10 protein-coding genes are annotated in these 21,130 nt (G+C 58.7%); 5 read left to right on the top strand and 5 right to left on the bottom strand.

What is annotated here, in order from left to right; all coding sequences use genetic code 11:
• Positions 1-25: 25 nt before the first annotated feature.
• The 3 genes from pglX to SBC1_RS01385 are packed head-to-tail and all read right to left on the bottom strand — an operon-like array spanning position 26 to position 8,255.
• Positions 26-3,790, bottom strand: coding sequence for a BREX-2 system adenine-specific DNA-methyltransferase PglX (gene pglX / locus SBC1_RS01395; RefSeq protein WP_165987028.1), 3,765 nt, complete (start codon positions 3,788-3,790; stop codon positions 26-28).
• Complete coding sequence (pglW, locus tag SBC1_RS01390; protein ID WP_165987026.1) at positions 3,787-8,064, bottom strand: BREX system serine/threonine kinase PglW; 4,278 nt, start codon at positions 8,062-8,064, stop codon at positions 3,787-3,789. Before pglW ends, pglX begins: the two co-directional genes overlap by 4 nt.
• Entirely contained in the window at positions 8,061-8,255 is a 195-nt protein-coding gene (locus tag SBC1_RS01385; protein ID WP_243830276.1) for a helix-turn-helix transcriptional regulator, read from the bottom strand. The genes pglW and SBC1_RS01385 overlap by 4 nt, the downstream gene beginning before the upstream one ends.
• 562 nt (positions 8,256-8,817) lie before the next feature.
• Between SBC1_RS01385 and SBC1_RS39725 the strand changes: the two genes are divergently transcribed.
• The gene (locus tag SBC1_RS39725) at positions 8,818-9,093 is read left to right on the top strand and encodes a hypothetical protein (RefSeq protein ID WP_371826745.1); all 276 of its coding nucleotides are present in this window, start codon (positions 8,818-8,820) and stop codon (positions 9,091-9,093) included.
• A gap of 295 nt (positions 9,094-9,388) precedes the next feature.
• Here SBC1_RS39725 and SBC1_RS01375 read toward each other — a convergent pair whose 3' ends face one another.
• Together SBC1_RS01375 and SBC1_RS01370 are read right to left on the bottom strand one after the other, a co-directional pair.
• Positions 9,389-10,957: a hypothetical protein gene (locus SBC1_RS01375; protein ID WP_165987023.1), complete on the bottom strand. Its 1,569-nt coding sequence runs from the start codon at positions 10,955-10,957 to the stop codon at positions 9,389-9,391.
• The gene (locus SBC1_RS01370; RefSeq protein ID WP_165987021.1) at positions 10,954-11,154 is read right to left on the bottom strand and encodes a hypothetical protein; all 201 of its coding nucleotides are present in this window, start codon (positions 11,152-11,154) and stop codon (positions 10,954-10,956) included. The genes SBC1_RS01375 and SBC1_RS01370 overlap by 4 nt, the downstream gene beginning before the upstream one ends.
• Positions 11,155-12,487: 1,333 nt before the next feature.
• On the opposite strand from SBC1_RS01370, the gene SBC1_RS01365 reads away from it, so the two are divergent.
• The 4 genes from SBC1_RS01365 (at position 12,488) to istB (ending at position 21,052) form a co-directional block, all read left to right on the top strand.
• Positions 12,488-16,381: a CHAT domain-containing protein gene (locus SBC1_RS01365; protein ID WP_165987019.1), complete on the top strand. Its 3,894-nt coding sequence runs from the start codon at positions 12,488-12,490 to the stop codon at positions 16,379-16,381.
• A gap of 559 nt (positions 16,382-16,940) precedes the next feature.
• Entirely contained in the window at positions 16,941-17,744 is an 804-nt protein-coding gene (locus SBC1_RS01360; protein WP_165987017.1) for a hypothetical protein, read from the top strand.
• 987 nt (positions 17,745-18,731) lie between these two features.
• A complete protein-coding gene (gene istA / locus SBC1_RS01355; RefSeq protein ID WP_165106248.1) occupies positions 18,732-20,255 on the top strand; it encodes an IS21 family transposase in 1,524 nt (507 codons plus the stop codon).
• Between the two features lie 8 nt (positions 20,256-20,263).
• A complete protein-coding gene (gene istB, locus SBC1_RS01350; RefSeq protein WP_165098394.1) occupies positions 20,264-21,052 on the top strand; it encodes an IS21-like element helper ATPase IstB in 789 nt (262 codons plus the stop codon).
• The last annotated feature ends 78 nt before the right edge of the window (positions 21,053-21,130 follow it).

Below are 21,130 nucleotides of genomic sequence, written 5' to 3'. Positions count from 1 at the left end.
TATTCCTCTATGTTCTTGCGAGCGATCAGGCGACTTTGCGACGACCGCGCTTTGCCGTCGTCACGACGGGCTTCCATGCGCGCAGATCGTCCAGTGTGAAGCCGATCTCACGAGCTTCCTGGCTGACGAAGCCCCGGTAGTAGTCGCCCATGCGCTCGCCGAACACCGGGTCCAGTTCGTTGTGCCACTGCTCAAGCAGGGGTACCAGTTCTAGCAAGCTGGCCAGTAAGGGCTGCAGCCGCGTCGAGTCCCAGCCTTCGCTGTCTTTCATGTCCATGTAGTAGCCGGCCAGTGCCGTGGCCTGCTGCAAGTGGTTCCAGCCGGCCCAAGCGATGACCAGGCTGCCGTCGGAGCCGCGTTCGCAGCCGGGGTAGCTGATCCAGCGCTCCTTGGGTACATCCAGGCCGCCGCGCAGACGCCAGAAGTCGGACCTCAGGAAGTCCTTGTTCTGGTACTTAGGTGGCACGGGAATGGTGCCTACCTCGTTGGCCTTGCGCTCGTCCTGGCGGCGCTTGATCTCGTCGGCCAGCTTCTTCTCGATCCAGGCGCGTGCTTCTTCGGTGGTGTCGCTTCCGAAGCTCGTGCGGGCAGAGTCGGCGAACTCGGCACGCCAGCTGTCGGCGTTGTCGGCCACGACTTGGGCGTCGATGGCGTCTTCGCGGCGCTGCAGGACCCAGGTGTCTTGCCACTGGACGCGTTTGCGCAGGCCGGTGTCGGTGTAGCGCTGAACCGGCAGCGCTGGCACGGCTTCCTCAGCCACCAATTCAGCTATCAACTGAGGCAGGTCGAAGTCGGCATGGCCCGCGTACAACGAGGCGATTTGCATGAACTCCTCGTCACGCAAAACAGCGTCGGCCAGGCGGGTGGTGCTGCAAAGTTGGGGCGGTTGATTGGCAATGGCTGGCCACAGTGCTGGTGCTTCGAGCCGAGCGAGCAGCCAGTCGCGCAGCGCGGCTTGTTCTTGGTCTTCCCAACGAGGGGAGTTCCAACGACGCTTGAACTCCGGCCGCTCGATCAGGCCGATGGATTTGTCGTGCTCGATCAGCTCGATGCGGCGGGCCACCACGCGGCGATAGTTCTCGGGCCAATGTGCTGGGATTTCGGTGATTGGCGTAGAACCGTGGCGCTCGAACCACGTAGTCTGTTCACGACCGGCGGCCACGCGGCGGGCCAGCACGATTTCGAAGGGACGCTCTCCCAGCGCTACTTCCACCGGGTCGGATAAATACACATCGTCCACCGCAACGTCGGTCGAAAGCAGGCCGTAAAGACGATAACAGCGCCAGTCCAACTCTTCCTGTAGTGCGATCATTTGGCGACGCTGTTGGGAGGCTCGATTACGAGCTTGATCAAGGGAAGCCCGAGTGGGCTGCAAGGTGTTCGTTAAGAAATTGCCGGGTCGAATGGAAATCAGACTCGTGCCGAGCGCGTCTAAACGGGAGGCAATGTCGACTGGAGGGTCGACAGGAACAGGGAAGTTCTTTAGTCCAGTACTTGTGAACTCGTAAAAGTCTTCGAACGCATCGGTACGTTGTCTGGCTCCATGCTGGTCTACCGTACTTCCCTTGTTGTGAAATATTTGCTTTAGCCAAAAACACGCGGCCGATGAATTTAGTAGTCCAAGTAAGCCAAGGTATTGAGCCTCGTTGCTGTTATCACGCAGCTTAATCACCGGCGCTGACTGCTTGAACACCTTTCCGCCACGAACGAGGACAAAGTGGTTGTGCGTAGCGACAAAAGCAAAGGTAATTGCCAGTGGGTCACGATACTTAGACGGCACCCAGCGATACCACGTCCACCACTGATCTCCACACTCCTTCCTTGTCTTACCCGCGAAGGAGACAACGCCCTCCAAGCTAGCCCGATAGGGCCACATGGCTCTACCCCATTGACTTTCTCGTTCCAGTGAAAAGGGAGATAAATCTTCGTGATAAGGGGCAAAGGCGAAGTCGTCAGATCCGGTCTGGTAGTCACGTACTGCGTCGCCCAAAACAAACGAACGAATGGCTTTTTCCGGAAACCCCTTGCGCCTGAAGGCCGATGCCGATGCGCTGAACACATCATCGGTGCCGGTGAAACTCGCGAATCCGATTGATTCTGCAACCTCACTCATCGTTGATCGTGTGCCCTCAAGTTGTTCCTTTACTTCTGCGGCGCCGCCTCCGCCAATACTCCACGGATGCCTTCCAAAGGTTGCCCGCGGTGTGTCCGCCACGCTTACAAAATCACTCTCGCTGCCAACCCGGTCGATCTGCCCAAGGATTGCGCTCCAGACCAGCCCCTGCGCCGGCTCATTCGGTGTGCCAGGTTCGCCCTTGGTGCCCATCACTGTGCGCACTCTCTCATCCACCGGCGGACGGTGTCGACCGAACAGGATGACGGTGGGGGTGCCATGTCCCGGGATGTAGGCGCCTGAAGTGTCCACCACGTGAGTCAAATCCAGCCTTGGCAGCACCTGCTTGATCAGCTTGCTGCCGAACTCGCGCTTCATGAAGGAGTTGGCGGTGATCAGGCCGACATAGCCCGCATTGCACCCATCCGCCGCCGATACCGCCAGCTCGAAAAAGCGCTCGGTGAACGGCGCCCCAAGCGAATACTTCATGTGACAACTGGCGTACTGTCGCCGGTATGCCGCATTGAGCGCCTTGTCCTTGACAACGATGTAGGGAGGATTGCCCACCACCGCGTGATATTGGCGACCTAGGATGCGCTGCACTTCGCTCAGGTCTTCACTGGCATACGCATGGGCTAGGCCGCTCTCGGCATGACTCTCGGCCGCATCGAACAGGTCCTGGCTCATCTTCAGGGCAAAACGGGTGCCATGCAGCAAGCTATCGCCGATGGAAACCGAAACCTTGAAGTCGTGCGCGTTGGCTAGATGCTGCACACCAGATGCCTGCAAAGCAGCCACAAACAGGCGAAAACGGGAGATGGCGACCGCAAAGGGGTTGAGGTCCACTCCCGCCACGGCGTCCAGCGACTTTTGCACGAGGTCCACCGGGTTACGGCCGGGCTCGTTCCGTTGCCACTCTGCCAGCAGGCGATGAAAGCCTCCCAGCAAAAAGTGGCCCGATCCGCAGGTGGGGTCGATCATGCGCACCTCGCGGAAGCCAAACTCGCGGATAGCCGGCGTCAGTGTGCGATCAAGGATGAACTCTTCGACGAACTCCGGCGTCTGCAGCAGCGCGTAGCGCTTGCGCGTGGCCTCGGACAGGTCCTGATAAAGATCACCCAGAAATCGGGTGTTCCAGGCCGGGTCAGTGAAGTCATGCAGCAACGACCCGGTGTTCGGGTCCACCTGCTGCCAGAACTGACGCAGCGCCATGGCTGCATCGCCGCTGATGCCAATGCGGAAGGCCGGATTGTGATCCTCATCAAAGAACGTGTGCAGGCCCGGCAGCGCGCCCGCTTCGCGGAACGCGGACAGTAGGTAGTCGCGATCGGTTTCCAGCGGGTGGGCCTGAAAGTATGCCTCGTGCCGATCGCGTACCAACGCCAGACGGCCTGATTCGGGCGTACCGCCCAGCCAGGGTCGATCGACCAGCTGGTTGTCCTCGATGAAGCGTAAGAACACACAGCTCAAAAGCCAATGCACACCCGCTTGGATGATGACCTGGTCAGCCCAGGTTTCGAATGTCTCGGCAGAGCGGTCCGCATCGCGGGCAGCCTGCCATTCGGCTTGCAGGCTGATCTTGAGCTCAGGGACCTCGTGGATGCGTTGCCGCAGATCGCCTTCTAGGCGTTTGAGCAGCTTGGTTAGGTCGGACAGCAGTTGGGGAGCGTTGATCACTGTGGAATTTTTCCAGCTGCGGACAAGCTGGCACGATTGCCCGTCTTGGCCCGGTGTTTGTTTTCGATCCAAGCTTTCGGCAATGCCAGGGCGCGGGAATTGTTGATGTTGTTGACTAGGGGCACGGCCGTGCCGTCGATGACAGGCAGTCCCTCGTGGCTGGAGGGCAGCAGCACCCATGCGCTGGGCGTGTGACCCGGCCGGCCGGCGTGCTCTTCCAGCTCGGTGATGATGTTCATCAACTCATAGCGGGCCAGGAGCCCGACGCACACCAGCAGGATGGGCGAGGGGCTGTTCAGCAACGCGGCTCTTACCGCCGGCATTGCACGCTGCACCAGGCGTTGCAGGTTAATCCAATGACGGCTACTGCGGTCAGCGGCATCGGCTTCGAGAACAACGCTCCAGTCCACCCGTGCGGCCTGAGCCTGTTCACGCAAGGACGCGAGCAGGAGCGCGTCGAAGTTAACGCGCTTCACGTCAATGGAAGATTTGGCAACATTGCCGAAGCGATGCAGTAACTCGCCCTCCGCGTGACGCGCGATGCGCGGATCTACCGTCAGCGCCAGCATGCCGCCTTGGTCCAGTGAACGCACGAGGCGCTCCTCAACGGCAAAGGCAAGGGCCGCATCGCCATCCCCCATTACATGGGTTGTCAGCGAGGTGGTGTGGCGAGAAAACTGAGTAGTGGTGCCTGCCGTCTGCCCACGCCCCAAGGTGGCCAGCCTGTATGCGCCACCTCCATCTGCCGCGGTGGTATCCCAGGTTAAGGGCGCGCCTGCCTCTTCCAGCAGCCGATCAAGACCGGGACGATTAGGCAATGGGGATGCCTCGGGGTATCGGCCACGGACGCGATCCTGGACGTCCTTTACACGAAGCTCAGGAGCGCCCACCAAGGCACCCAGAGACTGGCGCAGTGCTTGGATAGGCGCCATGCCACGAGCGTAAATCTCTTGCCGGCTAGAGACAGCGGCCTTACGGGACGTCGAGGCGGCCAATCGCAGCAGGCGGGTGGGTGTCAGCGGCGTGGCAACGGTACCGCCGAGCTGTTCGGCTGCTGGCAGGGTCACGCCTTCCAGCATCTCAAGCACACGAGCGGGCGGCAACAAAGGGTCCGCCAGTGCGCAGGCGTCTGCTGCAGTGCCCAACTGACGCGCGTAGTCGGCCCACGCTGCGGCGGTGGCGATCAGCATGGACGGTTGATGGTCGAACGCCTCGAAGCGAGGGCGATCGAGGTGAGCCTCTGCTTCCACCGCGCCACGAAGGACAGCGGTGGCTTGACGCAGTCGCTCAGCGTCATCCTGTGAAGCGCAGCCGCGCAAAGCTAGCAGAGCAAGCGCGGCTTCTTGCGCACTCATCACATTGCCTTGGCCGCGCGCAAGCGCTTCAATCTGGTGACGCAGCTCCGTGAAGGCCGGGTTCTTGAGCCACCGTTCCCGGGCCTTGATCAGGGTCGCCGTCAGCGTGCCGCGATCCACTTCGCCGGCCTGTGCGGCGTCACCAAGGCTTGGCCAGGCACCGGCTCTCACCGCATCGTCCAGGCCCAGATAGTGCGCCAAGGCCGCTTCTTCAGGCCGGTCATCGCCCGCCGGGCGACGGGGCATCAGTTGGGCCGCCAGTTCGTTGACGCTGACCGCATCCTGGACCTCTTCGTCGGCGTCGTACGCGGCGGTTCGGCCTTGGGTGAGGTCGGGCCGCAGGCGCGCCAGTTCTTTGGCCGTCAGCTGAATTTCCTTGCGGATCCTGTCGCCGACGCCCCTGAGGTATCGAAAGCGGATGCGGTCCACGGCCAACAGCCCGCGAGAGTTGTGCACGCCCATACGCTCAAGTACATCTTGGGCCTCCAAGCTGTAGCCCAACTCTGCCATCGTAGTCTGCGGGGTGGCTGTCAGGGCAATCGCTGCCAGGACGCTGGCGGACGCTGCTTCGCTAGGGTGGACTGTCTGCCGCTCCGAAAAGATAGCGCGCCATGCGCGGAGCATGTCCTCGGCATTATCGAAACGCTCGCGGAAGTCGCGCTTGAGAGCCCTCTCGAAGAAACTGGCAAAACCTTCGCGCGTGACGGGGTCGAAGACATCTCTCTCGATCGTGACCTCCACGTCAAGCATAACCGGCGACGTTTGGCCATCGCCCCACACCGGCAGCTGGCCGACAGCCATCTCGTAAAGCGTGACTGCAAGGGCGAAGCGCTCGGCGTAGAGGTCCCAACGCGGCGGCCGGCGCAGCGACAGGAAAGGGTCGACGTAGGGATGGGTGCCGGCCGTAATGTTGTCGGCCGGCGTGCGGCACAGCGAAAAGTCGAATAGGACCAACTGCAACTTTCCGCTACGGTTCTCGGAGATGCCGATGTTCTCGGGTTTGATGTCGCGGTGCGCTACACCTTCGGATTCAAGATGGCTGACGGCCTCGATTAATTCTTCGCCGAAGCGTTGCAGCATGTCGAGCGACAGACGCCCCTCGTCTTTGAGTTTCTCCGCCAAGGTCCTGGCGCCTGCGCTTTTGAGTAGCAGCGCGGTCCGCCCGGCGACCGTGAGTGTCTCGCGGTGAGCCACGATATTCTGGTGGTGCAGGCGGCCAAGCACTTCGCCCTCAGCAACCAAGCGATCGTTGTGAGCGACATCGCAAGCCACCTTGAGGACCGCCTCGTCATCGGTGCCGTCGCGGCGCACCAGCAAGGCATCGCTTGAGGAGCCACGCCCCATGCGTTTGACAACGGTGAACCCACCATCGAGCCGGTCGCCTGTGCTGGCGATGCTCGCATCCACGGTGACTTCCGGGTCCGGCGTGGTCAGTTCATCTTCGACCAGGTCGAGGTCGTCGAGGAAACCTTGAATTGTGTCATAACGCGTCAGCAGATCAGGCGAGGTGGCGAACTGAATCAGGTCCTGCTGCCTGGCGCCGCAACCGTCCATCGTGTCCGAAAGCCTCAAGCTATGACGAACGCGAAGCTTCTCTGACAGATCCAGCGCTGACTCCGCCGGAGGGTGCCCGGTGAAGATGTAGAAGGCTATGCAGCCGAGCGAGAACACGTCGAGGCTAGCGCCTTGTGCAGGGTCAGCCCGCGTGGTTTCAGGCGCTAGGTAAATGAGTCCTGGATCTTCGACGTAATCCTCAACGTGGCGTGTCCCAGTTGTGTGGTGAATGTTCTCGGGCGCAGCAGAACTGCCAATGTTGCGCGAGGCAGTCTGCCAATTCATGAGGCGCAGGTGCATGGCACCGCTGTCCGCGCCGTGCACGAGAATGCTTTGCGGACCCAAAGCACGGTGGTAGAGACGATTGGCGTGGGCATACTTCAGCGTTTCGGCGATGTCACGAACTAACTGCAACCGCTGTGTGACGGTGAGTGATTTGCCCTTTTCACGAAGCAGGTGGTCCAGCCGAACCGCCTTCGGATCGTGATCGAAAATCAACGCCGGGCCAAGTTCAGTTTCCTTGTAGTCCTTGACGCGCAGGATGCCTAGGTGATCGATGCCCTCCAGGACTTCAAACTCCCGGCGAGCCTGACGCAGTCGGCCCGCACGAATTTCCGGGCTGGAAGCTGTGGCAACCGTGTAAATGCGCACACGCCTGTGCACGGTGTTGATGCTGACGTGGCCGGCCTCCCAGTCCTGGAAGCCTTCTCCTTCGGCGATGAGTCTGATCAGCCTGTAGTCACCGACCTGGCGATGCTTGTTGGACGGGCGAATGCCTGCCTCAGCCAGGCCTCTGGCAATGGCGCGGGCCTGCGTGGCGTCGACTGGCGTGGTCGGCTTCGTGGTGATGCCGTTGCTCAATGCGCCGACAATGCCGGGATCGTCCAGTGCTCCCGGCCGGCCTTGTTGGAACGTGGCGCTCCTGGCCAAGCCCTCTAGCTGGCATGCCAGGCTGCTGGATGACAGGAAAATGGCGGGCTCCACAAAGGGCAACCGGATCTTCGCCTTAACGATGGCCGGCTGGCGACGCAGCAAGCTGGCCAGGCGCTTCGCTTTGCGGTTGGCGAGGATCAGTGGATTGTCGTAAGTGGACGACCGTCCGTCCGTGGTCCACGTCCAGCTATGAGTGTCACCGCGGAGCACCCCGGGCCGGCTCTTGATCTCCACCAGGAACAGTCCCGCAGGCGACAGGACCAGCGCGTCGACCTCGCTTACCTTGCCCTCGTCGTCAATGAACTCGAAGTTCGTCCAGACGTGCCACGAATCGCGGTCAGGTAGGTTGGCCCGCAGCCATTCAAGAGCTTCGCGTTCCCAAGAGAAGTTGGATTCGGCAATGACGTGCCATCGAGATGCGCTGAGCGTCATGCGGAACTCCCGTCGGAATCGGGTACGTATTCAAACAGGTCCCCGACCTGACATTGAAACAGTCGGCACAAGGCATCAATCGCGGCCACATCCAGGCGCGTAGCAGTCTCTTTGTACAGGTAACTCACCGTGCTGCGATTCAACCCAGTTAGTCGCGAGACATCGGAGATGCGGAGCTTGTCGCGGCCCATTAGGACGGACAAATGACATCGGACCATAATTTGCCTGATTTATCGGGGTGTTGCGCAGAATAGCAAAATGGTAGGTTACGCACAACCCGCGCCGCCAAAATGCTACTGATGGAAAGCGCGAATTCGCCGAATCGGGCCCGTCGTAATTCGCAGGAATGCAGCGTGAGATCGATCGAGCGCAGTCCGACGACGAGTCGTCAGCTTGTGGACAGCGGCACCGCTTCTAAGGATGTGCCGTCCCTATTTTTGAACATACCTATCGAGACGTCGTCTCGACTGCGGTGCTCGCGCAGAAGGGGCGCATGTCAGCAAGCACTGAGCAAGATTTGTCACAACCATGATGACGGGGCAATCGCTCGCCATCGATTTGCTCGCCCCGGTCCGTGCCACGCTCGCCCGCGCGTGCTTGAGACGGCGCGTCAGTTCGATATTCAGCACGCTAACGCCGGCATATATGTGGGGTGGCAATCTGGTTGATGCGGCTACATTGGCGGTTGTTGCCGAATGCTAAGTTTCCATGTCAATGTCATCATGAAAAAATGTTCACGATGCACCGCCACATATGATTGAGCGAATGATGGACGACATCAATTTCACAAGTTCATTGGCTGCCCACTTCCCGACGCCTTGGGAGCCCGTTTACGCATCGTCGAAGTGGGCCATCAACTGCTTGGTACGAACCGTACGCCGCCAAGTTATCAAGCACCGATACGGACGGGTTGGGTTTCGCCAATCGTCACTGCTTGCGGACTGGCCGGAGGAGAAGTTCAAGGAAACCAAGAATCGCGAAGTCTTATCGAAGCAAGCGATGTGGCAGACGCCATCGTTGTCCTGTTGACTCGAAAGCGAGGTCTGCCCGTCCGCGACATTATTCTGATGCCCACAAACTTTGATCTGTAATCGGTGTGATGTGCAGTCGACGTACACCTATATGACTCGATGGGAAGCCTTCATGTTTTTTTATCGGCTATCAAGGCGTCCTCGGTCAAGCTGCCCTACCGAATTGCGATGATCGGCGGCGCTGCCGTTCCGCGATGAGCACTGAGCGCCTATCGGCAAGGCCAATCGCCACTCAGTCCGCTTGGCCACCCCGACCGAAAGCCTCCTTGGACGCAAGCGTCCGGCTGTTTGCACTAACCGCTATATCGAGAGCGTCTAAGAACTTCCATCGCGAAATCGATATTTTCATCGGTTAGTTCCTTATCGCGCAACCATCGAATTGAGAGGCCGATGTAACGCGCCCATCCCACGCCTTTTTTGAAGTCCCGCTTCTTGTTCATTTTTGCTGCGAGCTCGACATAGTGGTTAACTATCTGATATTGACGCTTACCGGCCCGATAGCGGGCAGCTTCATACGCTTTTGAGATCCAGTCCCACGCCTGTGGATGATCTTCCTTGCGATAGAAAACCTGAAAGCGCAGCCACGGGACCATCCACGGCAACATCAATGCCGCTCCCCAGTCCTCTAACTTAACAGCATAAGCGTCAATGCGATCGTTAGTTAGGTCGGCGTCTTCAGTGAGTGTCAAACCGTCGAACAGCGCTTGGAGGAATGTAGGCGGCACCTCGTGGGTCGGTGCTGCGCGAAGGTACTCAATCGCGGGCAACACGGCCAATGCACCATATTCGCGGACAAGTTTATCGACATCCCCATTACCCTGTTTTTCGGTTGCCTGAAGCTCTATCAGTGCGGCGCTAGCCTCTCGCGTGCGAAACGCGAGTTCCTTGTTCCAGCAATCGACCGCATAATCGCGCAACTGTGGATCGCGAGGAGAGATACTCTCTCGCTGCGCAAGTTCAGCGATGAAGGCCTCAGCCCGCAAGCTGTCTTCAAGCGCAAGACTCAATATGCGCTTGAAATCCGTGCAGACGCGCTGTAGAAACTCGCGGCCGAAGTGGTCGCTTATTTCTGACGTCACATAGGTTGCGCCCCGTGCCAGAAACAGCGCCATCTGCGCGCCTTCCCGGCGTACAGAATTTCGGGCTGAATCGCTGCCATCGGACGTGTCGGGCAGCGCGTCGAACGCACGGCCGAACGTCCAACGCAACGCCGCCGCTGAGGGCAAATTGCGGCCGCTGGTCCAGTTTTGCGCGTTCTCCAAATCCCGCTCGCGAGCGATCTCGGTTCCGCAGGCGTCACCCTGAGAATAGTGGAAACGCGTCTGCGACACATTCTCCGTTTCGTAGATCCAGCGCATTACCTTCGTCAGCGGCGATAGCGGCTTTTCGCCCTCAAGATCGGGCAAGAACCAAGTCGCTTCGCCAGGAAAAAGGACGGCGAAATACCGAAGACCAAATCGCGTTACCTGTCTCGCGATAGCGACCGCCGCTGCAGGAGCCCATCGCTCAAGGACTAACCAGCGCATGGTTTCACGCTTCGAGAGATACGTGCCGTCCTCCCGAAACACTTGAGCATATCCGTCTAGCAGATCAAACAGCACCTCGCCAATTGCAAGATTCAGCCCATCGGATTGAACGTAGCCTGCCACCAAATAAGCAAGTTGACGGATCATCTCCCCGAAATTTTCTTCGAGTGTCCCATCTTCGGCAGCGAGACGTTCGAGCGCCTTCTGAAGATTCTTTCGCTGCCGCTCATCCAACTCCGACGCCGGATCGCGCTTTTCCGGGAGCACGCCGAATGCCTTGTACAGAAAGCGTATGACGTCGCCTTGCGTTGGATAGCCAACGTTGCTGTTATTCATTTCTTTCGGGGCTTAGTCTGGAAAAGGGGACGTCCCTGTCCGTCGGCGCCGGCTTGCAGGTTTGGGTTTAACTGCTTCCCACGATTCCCATGCGCCTTGGCATTGATCAGATTGGTGCCACTCGTACCTGGGTTTGCGTTGAGCATATTGGCGCGATAGTTGCGCTGTTGTTGAGTGAGAGCCTGGGCCTTCTTCATGTCGTGCTCCGTGTGTCGTGTTGGAAGGCCCCTATGTTGCAGATATACCTTTCGTCGATCTACCTGAAAATTTGCGACGGCAATTTTGACACGCTCGCGACTTCCGTTGCGACCGACGGATGGCAGCTAAGCTGGGCCTACCGCGTAATGTTCGCTGGGACAGTGCCGTGATGACGAATGGAGTCAGCTTTCCTACAGGTGATGAAGACGAGCTTGTCGGTCGCACATCAACGCGACATGACGCCGCTGCGCTTTATCGTTGACTAACGGCGCTCGGCACAACCGATTGTCCGTTGCTTTCCATCGGAAGCTCGGATTTGAGATCACACGGGAGAACGAGAAAGCCGTAGAATTTTTTACCTCAATTTCCACGCTCAGCAACCAGCGTGCAGTTCAGCGCGCTGCTCGCCGTTGGGTAAGCCTTGACGATGCCTGAAACGGGGCGAGTCGTATTGAGCCCGAACCGCAGCTTTCGCGAGACGCGACAGTCCCTTCTCGGTCGACTCCGGCGAGTCATCGGGGATCCGGTGCGGCCATGACCGCTCGCTCATGGCCGCACCGGTCCTTTCCATATGCCGGGCGAACGACCGCCACGATGTGCTTGTAGAAGCCCGCTGAACGGCGATTGTCAGAGGATGCGACGATAAATTCGGTTCTTGGTCATCATTGTTGCGTACGTCGTCGTGGATCGCGCGCGCGAGTGTCGATAACATGCTCCTACCTTATCCCGTCACCTTCGCCGGAGTCTGAATCAAACATGCCACGCCCAAGACAGTCGATTAGCCCAGCGGCGCGAACCCACCTACTTTGCTATTTAGTGACGAGTGCGCTGGGATCGCACGCTTTGACGAAAACATGGCGCGTCGACCACGTCGTCGAATCGGGACGTATTGGCTGGCTAGGAACATGATGTCGGCGAGCTGGCTTGACCGGCTCATGCTTGGATAAATGGCGCTAAAGTTGTCCCGCGAGCACTTGACCGCTTCACACGCAGTGCGTCAATCGGATGCGCTTACGCTATTTACCAACGAGTTGACGCTGAACTATCAAAGCCCGCTCGTCGGGCACATCTGGCAAAGGTGCAGCGATGCGCTGAAGGCCGGCTCTTACCGGGCCGGCGCATAGCGGCCATGAACCGTCATTGAAGATAAAATCTGAACGACCGCTATAGACTGCGGATTCAACACGTCGAAGCAACGGATTATTGAAAAAGCTACGGCCAGTGTCCAGATCCGGTTTGTTGCTCCCAATAATGCAAAGGGCTCACCAAGACGCCGCGCCTGAGGGTAGCCCACAACAATCCAGACATAGACAAAAGGATAAGGAAACCCAGGTGATTGAAAAAAAAGCTCGAGAGCGTGCGTTGCAAGGCTTTGACCCAGCGGTGCTGTTCGGCAAAGGTTTCAATCTGGGCTGCGCTGACCTCGTTATAGGTGGCTCCTTGCGAGAGGTCGTTGGCCGCATCATTGCCACCCTACTCATGGGCGCAGCCGACAAAGAGGGGCGTCAAATATTCAGAGGCGCCACCATCCTGCTTCCGCCTGCGGAAGCGACGACTGTCACCGAGCAATCGGTGTTCTCTGCTTTACTGACAGCAGCCGAAGAACTGCGCGGCTTTCCTGTCGACGACGAAGAGAAGAAGGTACTAGAGCGCATTGTCCGGGTGCAGCACGCTCCCTCGCTCGTTGTCGCAGATTTGGTTCGCATGGTCGAGGAACAGGGCGAGCGCAGACTCATCGCGGTGACCGAAGCAAGCCGCTTTAGAGACTCCACGGTTAGCTTGCCGGTTGCGTTCGGGGCAACTGCCACGCGGCTTCCTGAGGACCGGTGGACACCACACGTGACCTCGCTGTGCAGTCAACTGGTCTCAGCTGTCCAACGTATGGGCAGTTATGCCCTCGTGCACGTGCGGGAAATTCCCGCGCAAAAGTCAGCAAATAGGCAACTGCTTCTCTCGGTAGACGAATGCTACGTCCTTGAGTTGACTTATGAAGGCGACATGGAGGCGGTCCTCGCCATCCGTAGCGAGGTCTGGACATCCATGGCAGTTCAAGGTCGGCTTGAAGAGGTGGTCGCGGAACTGGATGGATTAGACCTTTCCGAGGGGACCAAGCTGCATATGCTCGTCCAGCTTGTGAACCGAACGGGACGAAAAGGTGACACGCTGGAGGTTCTCAGGCGACTCCAGCCACACCTGCCGTCACTTCCGGCCGAAGTCGCCATCCAAGTCGCCCAATTCGCGGTGCATGCCGGCGACGAGGACTTGGCGCAAGAACTCTTGCCTGGCGGCCCTGATGGTATTGGCGACCACATGTGGCTCGAGGAGGCGCTGGAGGTTGCCACTCAGCTCGAAGACAACGACCGCATCGCGAGGTTCGATGCTCGTTTGGAAGCCTTTGTGCCGGGGTCCGAACGACTCCAGGAGAACCGTGATCGTCGTCTTCTAATGAACTGCCAAGAAGCCAAGTCTGAGAACGAGCAGCGCTTCACAACTGCGGGCTTCACTGCAAATCACCTAGAGTTGCAGAAACGACTGTCGGAAATCCAGCCAGACTACGACGCGGCCATCGAGGTAGCACAAGCTTGGGGGCAAAAATGGCTGGAGCTCGCGGTCGTTTGCTGTGCAGTACACGCCAGAAGCGCCGGCCGGTTCCGGGAGGCGGCCTACGCAGCCAGCGTCATAACTTCGTCAGAGGTCTATGGAAGACAAGCCACCCAAGTGCTGCTTTACTGTATTCGGTCGATGATGCTCAGGGAGTCGGTGCCAAAGGAAGCGATCGACTACTACCGGGGGCTCTTTCAGTCCGTATTCGAGTTCTTGGGTCGCCATCCGTCCGACGATGGCATCAGGTCGAACCTCACGTCTCTTTTGTCCGTCGAGTCCTGTGGAGATCAAGGCGTACCTCTCATTGCGTTGACCATGCTTGACTTAGCAGAACGCGGAGTTGCGCTGGAATACGCGGAGGCAATGCCAGCTGAGGCCAAAGCCGACTTGTCCAACGAGGAGGTGAAAGCTTCCATAGCCAACGCAATCCACTGGATGGGCGAGATCGGTGGTGGTGAGCCCGGGGTCACCGTCATTCCTCGAGAGTTGATCATCGCGTCCCCGGACGACGTTGTGCACGCAATCGGGCAGTTGACTCAACGAGCGAGTGGACAGCAGGGAGAGGACGCTGACCTAGACTTTATGGAGAAGCTTGTCTTTATCGCTTGCGCGATGTGTCCTCACACGACGCAGGAGCGCGACGACGATATTCGCTTGATGCGATTGCTTGCGTCGCAGTTTGCGACGGCAGGTCAGTTCCAGCGTGCACGGGATTTCGCAGAACAAATTTTGCTGATGGGGCAGACCTCGTTGCTTCGCCAACGGCTGGCGTGGGCTGCTTTTGCCGATGTCTATCACCGTTGCCGCAATCACGTCACTGCGCTTGTTGGCATGGCCTGTGCGCTCGCGACTGACGTCGCCGTCCCGAAGGCGGACCTGTGGCAAGAGGTGTACACCATCCACCGCATCCTGCGTGATCTTGGTCTCGTCGAGCTCTCTCGGCACTTCCTTCCCGCGATGAAGAAACTTCTCGGAGACCTTGGGTTTGACCCGGTCACCGACTCCCGTGTTGTTGCCGCCGACCTCGGATTGCAGCTCATGCAGGCTCACAAGGCCTCCCTGGAAGGACTGCAAGAGCTTCTCGCGAAAGTCGCCGAGGCAACTGAGAATGCGCTCGGCGATAGGAATCGCCTTTTTCCCCTTGCAGTGCTACTCGGCCAAGCTGCCGCCAGGGTCGAAGCTGCGGGCGGCGTGGTGCCGTCGGCCACACGGGCAACTCTTGATACTGCGCTTCTAGAAGTTGGGAGAAAGGACGCCAGCACAATCAAGACCATGTCTGCAGAGAAACCCTCCGCCGCCGACGTTCTGGCTATGTTTAACGAAGTGCAACCCGCGGCCTTTGCCGCGGATGTTGCTCGCGACTATGCGTACATCGGGCTGGCTGCGAGACGCCTCTTGGGCGCCGGTACTCAAGGCGTTGCTGTCGCTTCCGAGTTGGTGTTCGCGATCGAGTTGCTTGCAGACCAAACAGTAAAGCGCCCATCCGACGCCCCTGTGATGACGGTGGACTGGGCGACGCAGTACGCCTGTGAAGTAAATGACGCCGGCTGCGACGTTGTGTTCATGGCCTTGGACGACAAAGGCGAACTCGTAGTCATCAACGTCGCCGACCGCATAGTTCGCGTCATAGACCAGCCGCGCCACGACCTAGCGTTCCGGCGGCGCTTTGATACGTGGTCGGCTGAGTTTCCGAGGCAGTATGGAACGATCGACCGCCGCGACGGCAACAACATCTTCTACCTCACAATGGAAAGACTGGACATTCGTCTTCCACGAACTCGAAGGTTAATCGTTGTCGCGGAACCTATGCTTCAAAAATTGACGGCCAACCTAGTCGTCATGCAGCCTGACGATGGTGGCTTCAGCTTCCTCGCAGGAACGCAAAGTTCCATCGGTGCCGTGCCTTCGCTGACCTGGCTTGCCACGGCTCGAGCGGCGCAGCGTTCCCGGAAGACTGGATACAAGGCTTGGATTTCAGCGCGGCTGGACTCTGAGCTCGAAGATGCCCTTAAACCGGACGGCCGTAATGGCGTCGAGGCACAGGAGCCTGCCTCTGCAAAGACGCTCGACGTGGCACTACGCCGTCTCAGCGGAAGCTTTGATGCGTTCGGTTTCGCCGTAGACACCGGCCAACGGCTTCCACGTGACATGAAAGATGCAGGGCTCGCCGTGGTGACTGCGCACGGGGGGCTCGGCAGTGATGGACGTTACCTACATAGCATCCGTGATGACGAAGGGCTTGTGGAGGCACCTTCTGCACTGGCTGGCGCGCTAGAGGGAGTCGAGCTAGTCATTCTTTTTGTGTGCAGTGGTGGGCGCATTGACAAGAATCCGTGGGACAACTCAACCACAAGCCTGCCGAAACAACTTTTGAACGGAGGCAGCCAGGCGGTAATCGCGTCACCTTGGCCGCTCAACGTGCTGGTTACTTACAACTGGCTCGATCCGTTCATGAGAGCTTGGGAGGAGGGCGACACCGTTCTTGACGCTACGAGAAAAGCGAACGATGCTGTTGCCCGACACTTTGGAGACGTCCCTCAGTATTCCCTTGCAATGCGCGTGTACGGTAACGTCCTGTTGACCCGCGCGGCTCAGTCCTTGCCGTCACTTGGAGAAGCCTAAAGTTGGCGCTGCCGGTTTGACAATTAGAGCCGTATGAAAGCAACTTAGCTCCCGGCGATGACAGTGAAATACCTGCTTGCGCGGCGCGAGGGATGGCCGTTGTACTTTTGGAATTCGTCGTTCATTTGCTACGCCTGCAACGGCCGAGATGGGTCGAACTGAGCCGGACGCCGACGACCAGCGGCGGATCGATTATCCGTTCAGCATAGGACCTGGATTCGGCCACGAGACGCCGTCCGGTGCTAAAGTGCGAATCGTCGATAATCGCCAAGTCGCGAGAGCTGCAGGCTTCTAAGAGACAGCCTGTTCGTAGGCGGTGAGATCTTGCTCACTGCGACTGGGAGACTAACCACAGGCGGCTAAATATTGACCGATAGAAGCCTCCTAACGTGAAGCCAGCACCAAAAAACGTGGATATCTCGTGAAATTTTCCCGAAATCCGGCCTGACCAGCGCGCAACCACGCTAACCCGCGACTAGCCTGATCCGCATCAGATTCAATGGCGGGTAAATGTCGTGAGGCCCGTTAGTTCTTCAAAAAACAGGATAGCAACGCTCTCATGCCGGAACAGCACTTGCCTACTGCTGCCGTACCTGAATACAACGAAGTGATCGATCGCAACGACATCAGCTTCCTGCAGACGCCGGGTGACTGGAAGATTGTTGACGGAGATCTTGCAACCACGCGCCGGGGTGACATCATGGTCAACAGCCCCGAATACAGTGCGCTCTTTCGGTTGGTCAACTGGTGGCGATTCAACTATCCGGTGATGCACGTGATGTTCCACGCTGTGTTCCCGTCGGCTGCGGACCGTGAACGGCTGGAAGGCGAGCTTGAGACTCTATTCAAGGATGCTTCAAAGAAATCACCGCATCCGATGAACAGCTCTGACTACGATGAGTTCCACCGTATCAACGATGCGATGGGTGCCGAAGAGGTCGCGCGCGGCGTCTATGCCGGTGCCATCGTAATTGCGATGTCGAACGCGCTCCAGTCCTTGCGAGCCGATCTCGAAGCTACATCGGCGGAATGGGATGAGGCGGTGCCGCGTTACGGCAGTTGTTCTTTCGGGCAGGTCATCGTCGCGTCGGCAAATAACGTACGGCATGCGGACGAATGGGCGACGACGGCAGCGCCCACACGACAACAGCTTCTGTCCATGCGGGTTCTCTCGTTAGCGTTGGACGAACCTCTTTATCCGCCGAATGGCTCACAACATCGATTCGGACGCGAGGTCAGCCCGGAGATTCTTCAGGTAATCTGCAACGGTGACATGGCGGCGCTCGAGAGAGCATTTTTCGCATTCGCGAAGGATATGCACCTGCTAATTCGGGCGCGCAAGCTTTTCGATACGCCTCCTTGAAACTGTATTGCCCTATCTCAACGACCTGCATTTCCGTTCTGGTACTTTTGTACGTTCGGCGTCTCCACGGATAGTCCGTTCTTTTCGCACGACCTTAGGTTTGACATCAGACCTCAAGATGCATCATCTGTTTTTCGAGATGCACCCTGAAGCCGGCGTCGCCCGTCAGCCGTTCGTCTCAAGGCACTAACTTCGCCACCTTGCCCAGGTTCTCAAGACTATCCCACAGTCCCGGGGTATCCCGTGGCCGCTGCCGTTGTTCGCCCGACCAGCCGCGCGGCAGTCTCGATTTGAGGACGGCGACGCCATGGTCATGAGACCCGCATTTGGGTATCCACTTTGAGATCTCATTGTTCTGCATCGCTTTTCCGACCTTGGTGCTCGGGGCGCTGGCCGCGAAAGTCCATCATCGCGGTGGCTTGTTCACGGTCAATGGACCGGTGTCTGTACAGATCACCGTTTCGGAGGTGGACATAGCTGCGCGCGGCGTCGCATAAAATCCTCCGTAGGTCGGAACGCATCCCCCCCAAGGACGACGGCACGTATGAGGGCCAAATATTTGGCCTTGAGCCGAAATGGTGATGACCCAGCGGGCCCGCACGGACTTGCGCCCCACTCATTGCTGATGTGGCCTCAGGGAAAATCTTCGAACGAGTTCGGCACCTAGCACCTAGCACCTTGACACGGAGTGGGCTTCGATGTTTGACCGGGCAATCGCCACAAAAAACAGTCGCGTAGCCATCTGGTGGATGATGTTGCCGTATTCTTGTGAATTTCCGGCATATAGGAGCCATTTCGTTTTCGGCGTAATGGCGCCACCGGATTTCCGGCGTAATGGAGCCACGACGTTTTCGGCGTAAAGGCGCCAGTCGTTTTTCGGCGTAATGGCGCCACCCGGATGACGAGCAACGAGGGTTCGAACTTTCATTGATCGGCTAGACTGCCGGCCTTTTGCCGGGAGAGGCCGTGGCCAATCGGAGGTTCGAGATGTACCAATACCGACAGATCCTGGTGCGCATGCGCCGAGGCGACTCTGACCGGGATATCGCACGATCGAAGACCATGGGGCGCAAGAAGATTGCGCAGGTGCGGGAGATTGCCGCCAAGAACGGATGGTTGGCGCGTGAAGCGGCTTTACCCGACGAACACGTAATGGCCGCTTTCCTGGATCGCAAAGAGGCGCCGCTACCATCGAGTTGCGTCTCAACCTTGGAACCGTGGCGCGAGCAGATCAGCAAGTGGCGGGCAACCGGCGTTCAATGCACCACGATCCACGCCACGCTCGTTCGCAACCACGGATACAGCGGCAGCTATTCCTCGGTCTATCGTTTCCTTCTGCATATAGACGCCTCGCACACGCCCGACGTGCCGCTGCGCCTGGAGTTCAAGCCGGCCGAAGCCGCGCAAGTTGATTTCGGCGCCGGCCCGATGATGACCGACGCGCTCACCGGCGAGATCCATAAGACTTGGTTCTTCGTCATGACCCTGGCGTGGTCGCGCCACCAATATGTCGAGTTTGTTCGAGACCAAACCGTAGCGACCTGGCTGGGATGTCATCGGCGCGCCTTTGAGGCATTTGGGGGCGTGCCGGCCCGGGTCATCATCGACAACTGCAAATGTGCGATCACCCGGGCGTGTTATTACGAGCCCGAAGTGCAACGCGCGTATGGCGAGTGCGCAGAAGGATATGGTTTCAAGATCGATGCATGCCCGCCAAGGGATCCGCAAAAAAAGGGAATCGTGGAATCGGGCGTCAAATTTGTAAAGCGAGGCTTCTTGCCACTGCGGGAGTTCCGCGGTCTGGCTGACGCCAACCGCCAGATACACGCTTGGGTCATGAACGAGGCCGGCAACCGCATTCACGGGACCACCCGCGAGATGCCGCTCAAACGCTTCGCGGAAGTCGAACGAAGCCTGCTAAGCAGCTTGCCAGACGTCCCACCAGAGCTTGCGGTGTGGGCTAAGGGGAAGGTGCATCGCGACGCTCACGTTCAGTTCGAGCAGAGTTTTTACTCGGTCCCGTATCGACTGGTCGGCCAGGAGTTGTGGCTCAAGGCGACCGACACTATGGTGACACTCTATCGCGGGCAGGAATCGGTTGCCGCCCACGTGCGTCTTACCCGTCCGGGGGGCCGCCGCACCGTAGACGATCATCTGCCATCCGCTGCTCAAGCGTGGCAACTGCAGGACACTCAATGGTGTCTGGCAACTGCTGAGCAGATCGGGCCTGCCTGCTACGCCCTGGTTCATGCGCTCTTCGGCGACAAAGTCTTAATCAAGATGCGCTCGGTGCAAGGCGTGTTGCGGCTCAAACAGAAATACGGCGCGATTCGACTCGAAGCTGCTTGCTCGCGCGCCAACCATTACGGCACGCCGCATTACACGGCAGTTAAGACCATTCTGCAAAAGGGATTGGATCAGCTGACGCTGTTAAACGCCTTTGATGCGCTGGCGAGCACCTACACCGAAGGGGGCCGTTTCTGCCGCAATACACAAACCATTCTCCAATAAGGCCGGCCATGCATCCCATTCCTGAACTGACTCCACTGCTTAAACAACTGCGCTTGTCTGGCATCCTCGATTCGCTGGAAGCGCGCAACCGCGAGGCCATTGATCGCAAGCTCGCCTTCACCGAATTCCTCTCGCTGCTCATCCATGATGAAGTAGCCCGGCGCGATAACAAGAAACTCAGCTTGCGCATGCGACGCGCCAACTTCCGTAGCCAGAAGACACTCGAAGGCTTCGACTTCGATCGGCTGCCAGGTTTGAATCGAGCCGCCATCCACGATCTGGCCACGTGCCGATTCATCGACGAGAAAGTAGCCGTTCTGATCGCCGGCCCGTGTGGGACTGGCAAGAGTCATCTCGCACAAGCGCTGGGACATGCAGCTGCGCGGCAAGGACACGATGTCTTGTTCTCTACGCAAAGCCAATTGCTATCAAGTCTACGCAGCGCGGCGGCCGTGGGCACCTACGACCGCCGTTTCCAGTATCTCGCCAAGCTTCCACTTCTGATCATTGACGACTTCGGACTCAAGCCACTGCGTTCGCCGGACGATGAAGACTTCCACGACCTGATCGCCGAGCGTTATGAGCGCACGGCCACGATCTTAACTTCCAATTTGGACTTCCCGGAATGGGGTGAAGCATTCCCAGGTAACAAGATGATCGGCGCGGCAACCCTTGACCGCTTGCGTCATGGTGCCCACAAAATCGTCCTCGACGGCGAGAGCTATCGCGGACTAAAACCGGGCGTCGAGTCACCTAGAACCGAGCTTGCAAAAGGAGGCAAAATCAAGCAACCTTGATCCCCGTTCGAACCCTCCAATTGCTCGTTTCCGGTGGCGTCATTACGGCGAAAATGCCCGGCGCCATTACGCCGAAAG

This window comes from Caballeronia sp. SBC1 (assembly GCF_011493005.1).
Taxonomy (GTDB): Bacteria; Pseudomonadota; Gammaproteobacteria; order Burkholderiales; family Burkholderiaceae; genus Caballeronia.
The sequence above is the reverse complement of the archived record's forward strand: the minus strand, read 5'-3'. Positions and strand labels throughout refer to the sequence as shown.

Bases quoted from the DNA above. Each gene is read 5' to 3' on its own strand.
- istB (WP_165098394.1), top strand. From the start codon at position 20,264: ATGCATCCCATTCCTGAACTGACTCCACTGCTTAAACAACTGCGCTTG.
- SBC1_RS01370 (WP_165987021.1), bottom strand. From the start codon at position 11,154: ATGAAGAAGGCCCAGGCTCTCACTCAACAACAGCGCAACTATCGCGCC.
- istA (WP_165106248.1), top strand. From the start codon at position 18,732: ATGTACCAATACCGACAGATCCTGGTGCGCATGCGCCGAGGCGACTCT.
- SBC1_RS01385 (WP_243830276.1), bottom strand. From the start codon at position 8,255: ATGGGCCGCGACAAGCTCCGCATCTCCGATGTCTCGCGACTAACTGGG.
- SBC1_RS39725 (WP_371826745.1), top strand. From the start codon at position 8,818: ATGATTGAGCGAATGATGGACGACATCAATTTCACAAGTTCATTGGCT.
- pglW (WP_165987026.1), bottom strand. From the start codon at position 8,064: ATGACGCTCAGCGCATCTCGATGGCACGTCATTGCCGAATCCAACTTC.
- SBC1_RS01375 (WP_165987023.1), bottom strand. From the start codon at position 10,957: ATGAATAACAGCAACGTTGGCTATCCAACGCAAGGCGACGTCATACGC.
- SBC1_RS01360 (WP_165987017.1), top strand. From the start codon at position 16,941: ATGCCGGAACAGCACTTGCCTACTGCTGCCGTACCTGAATACAACGAA.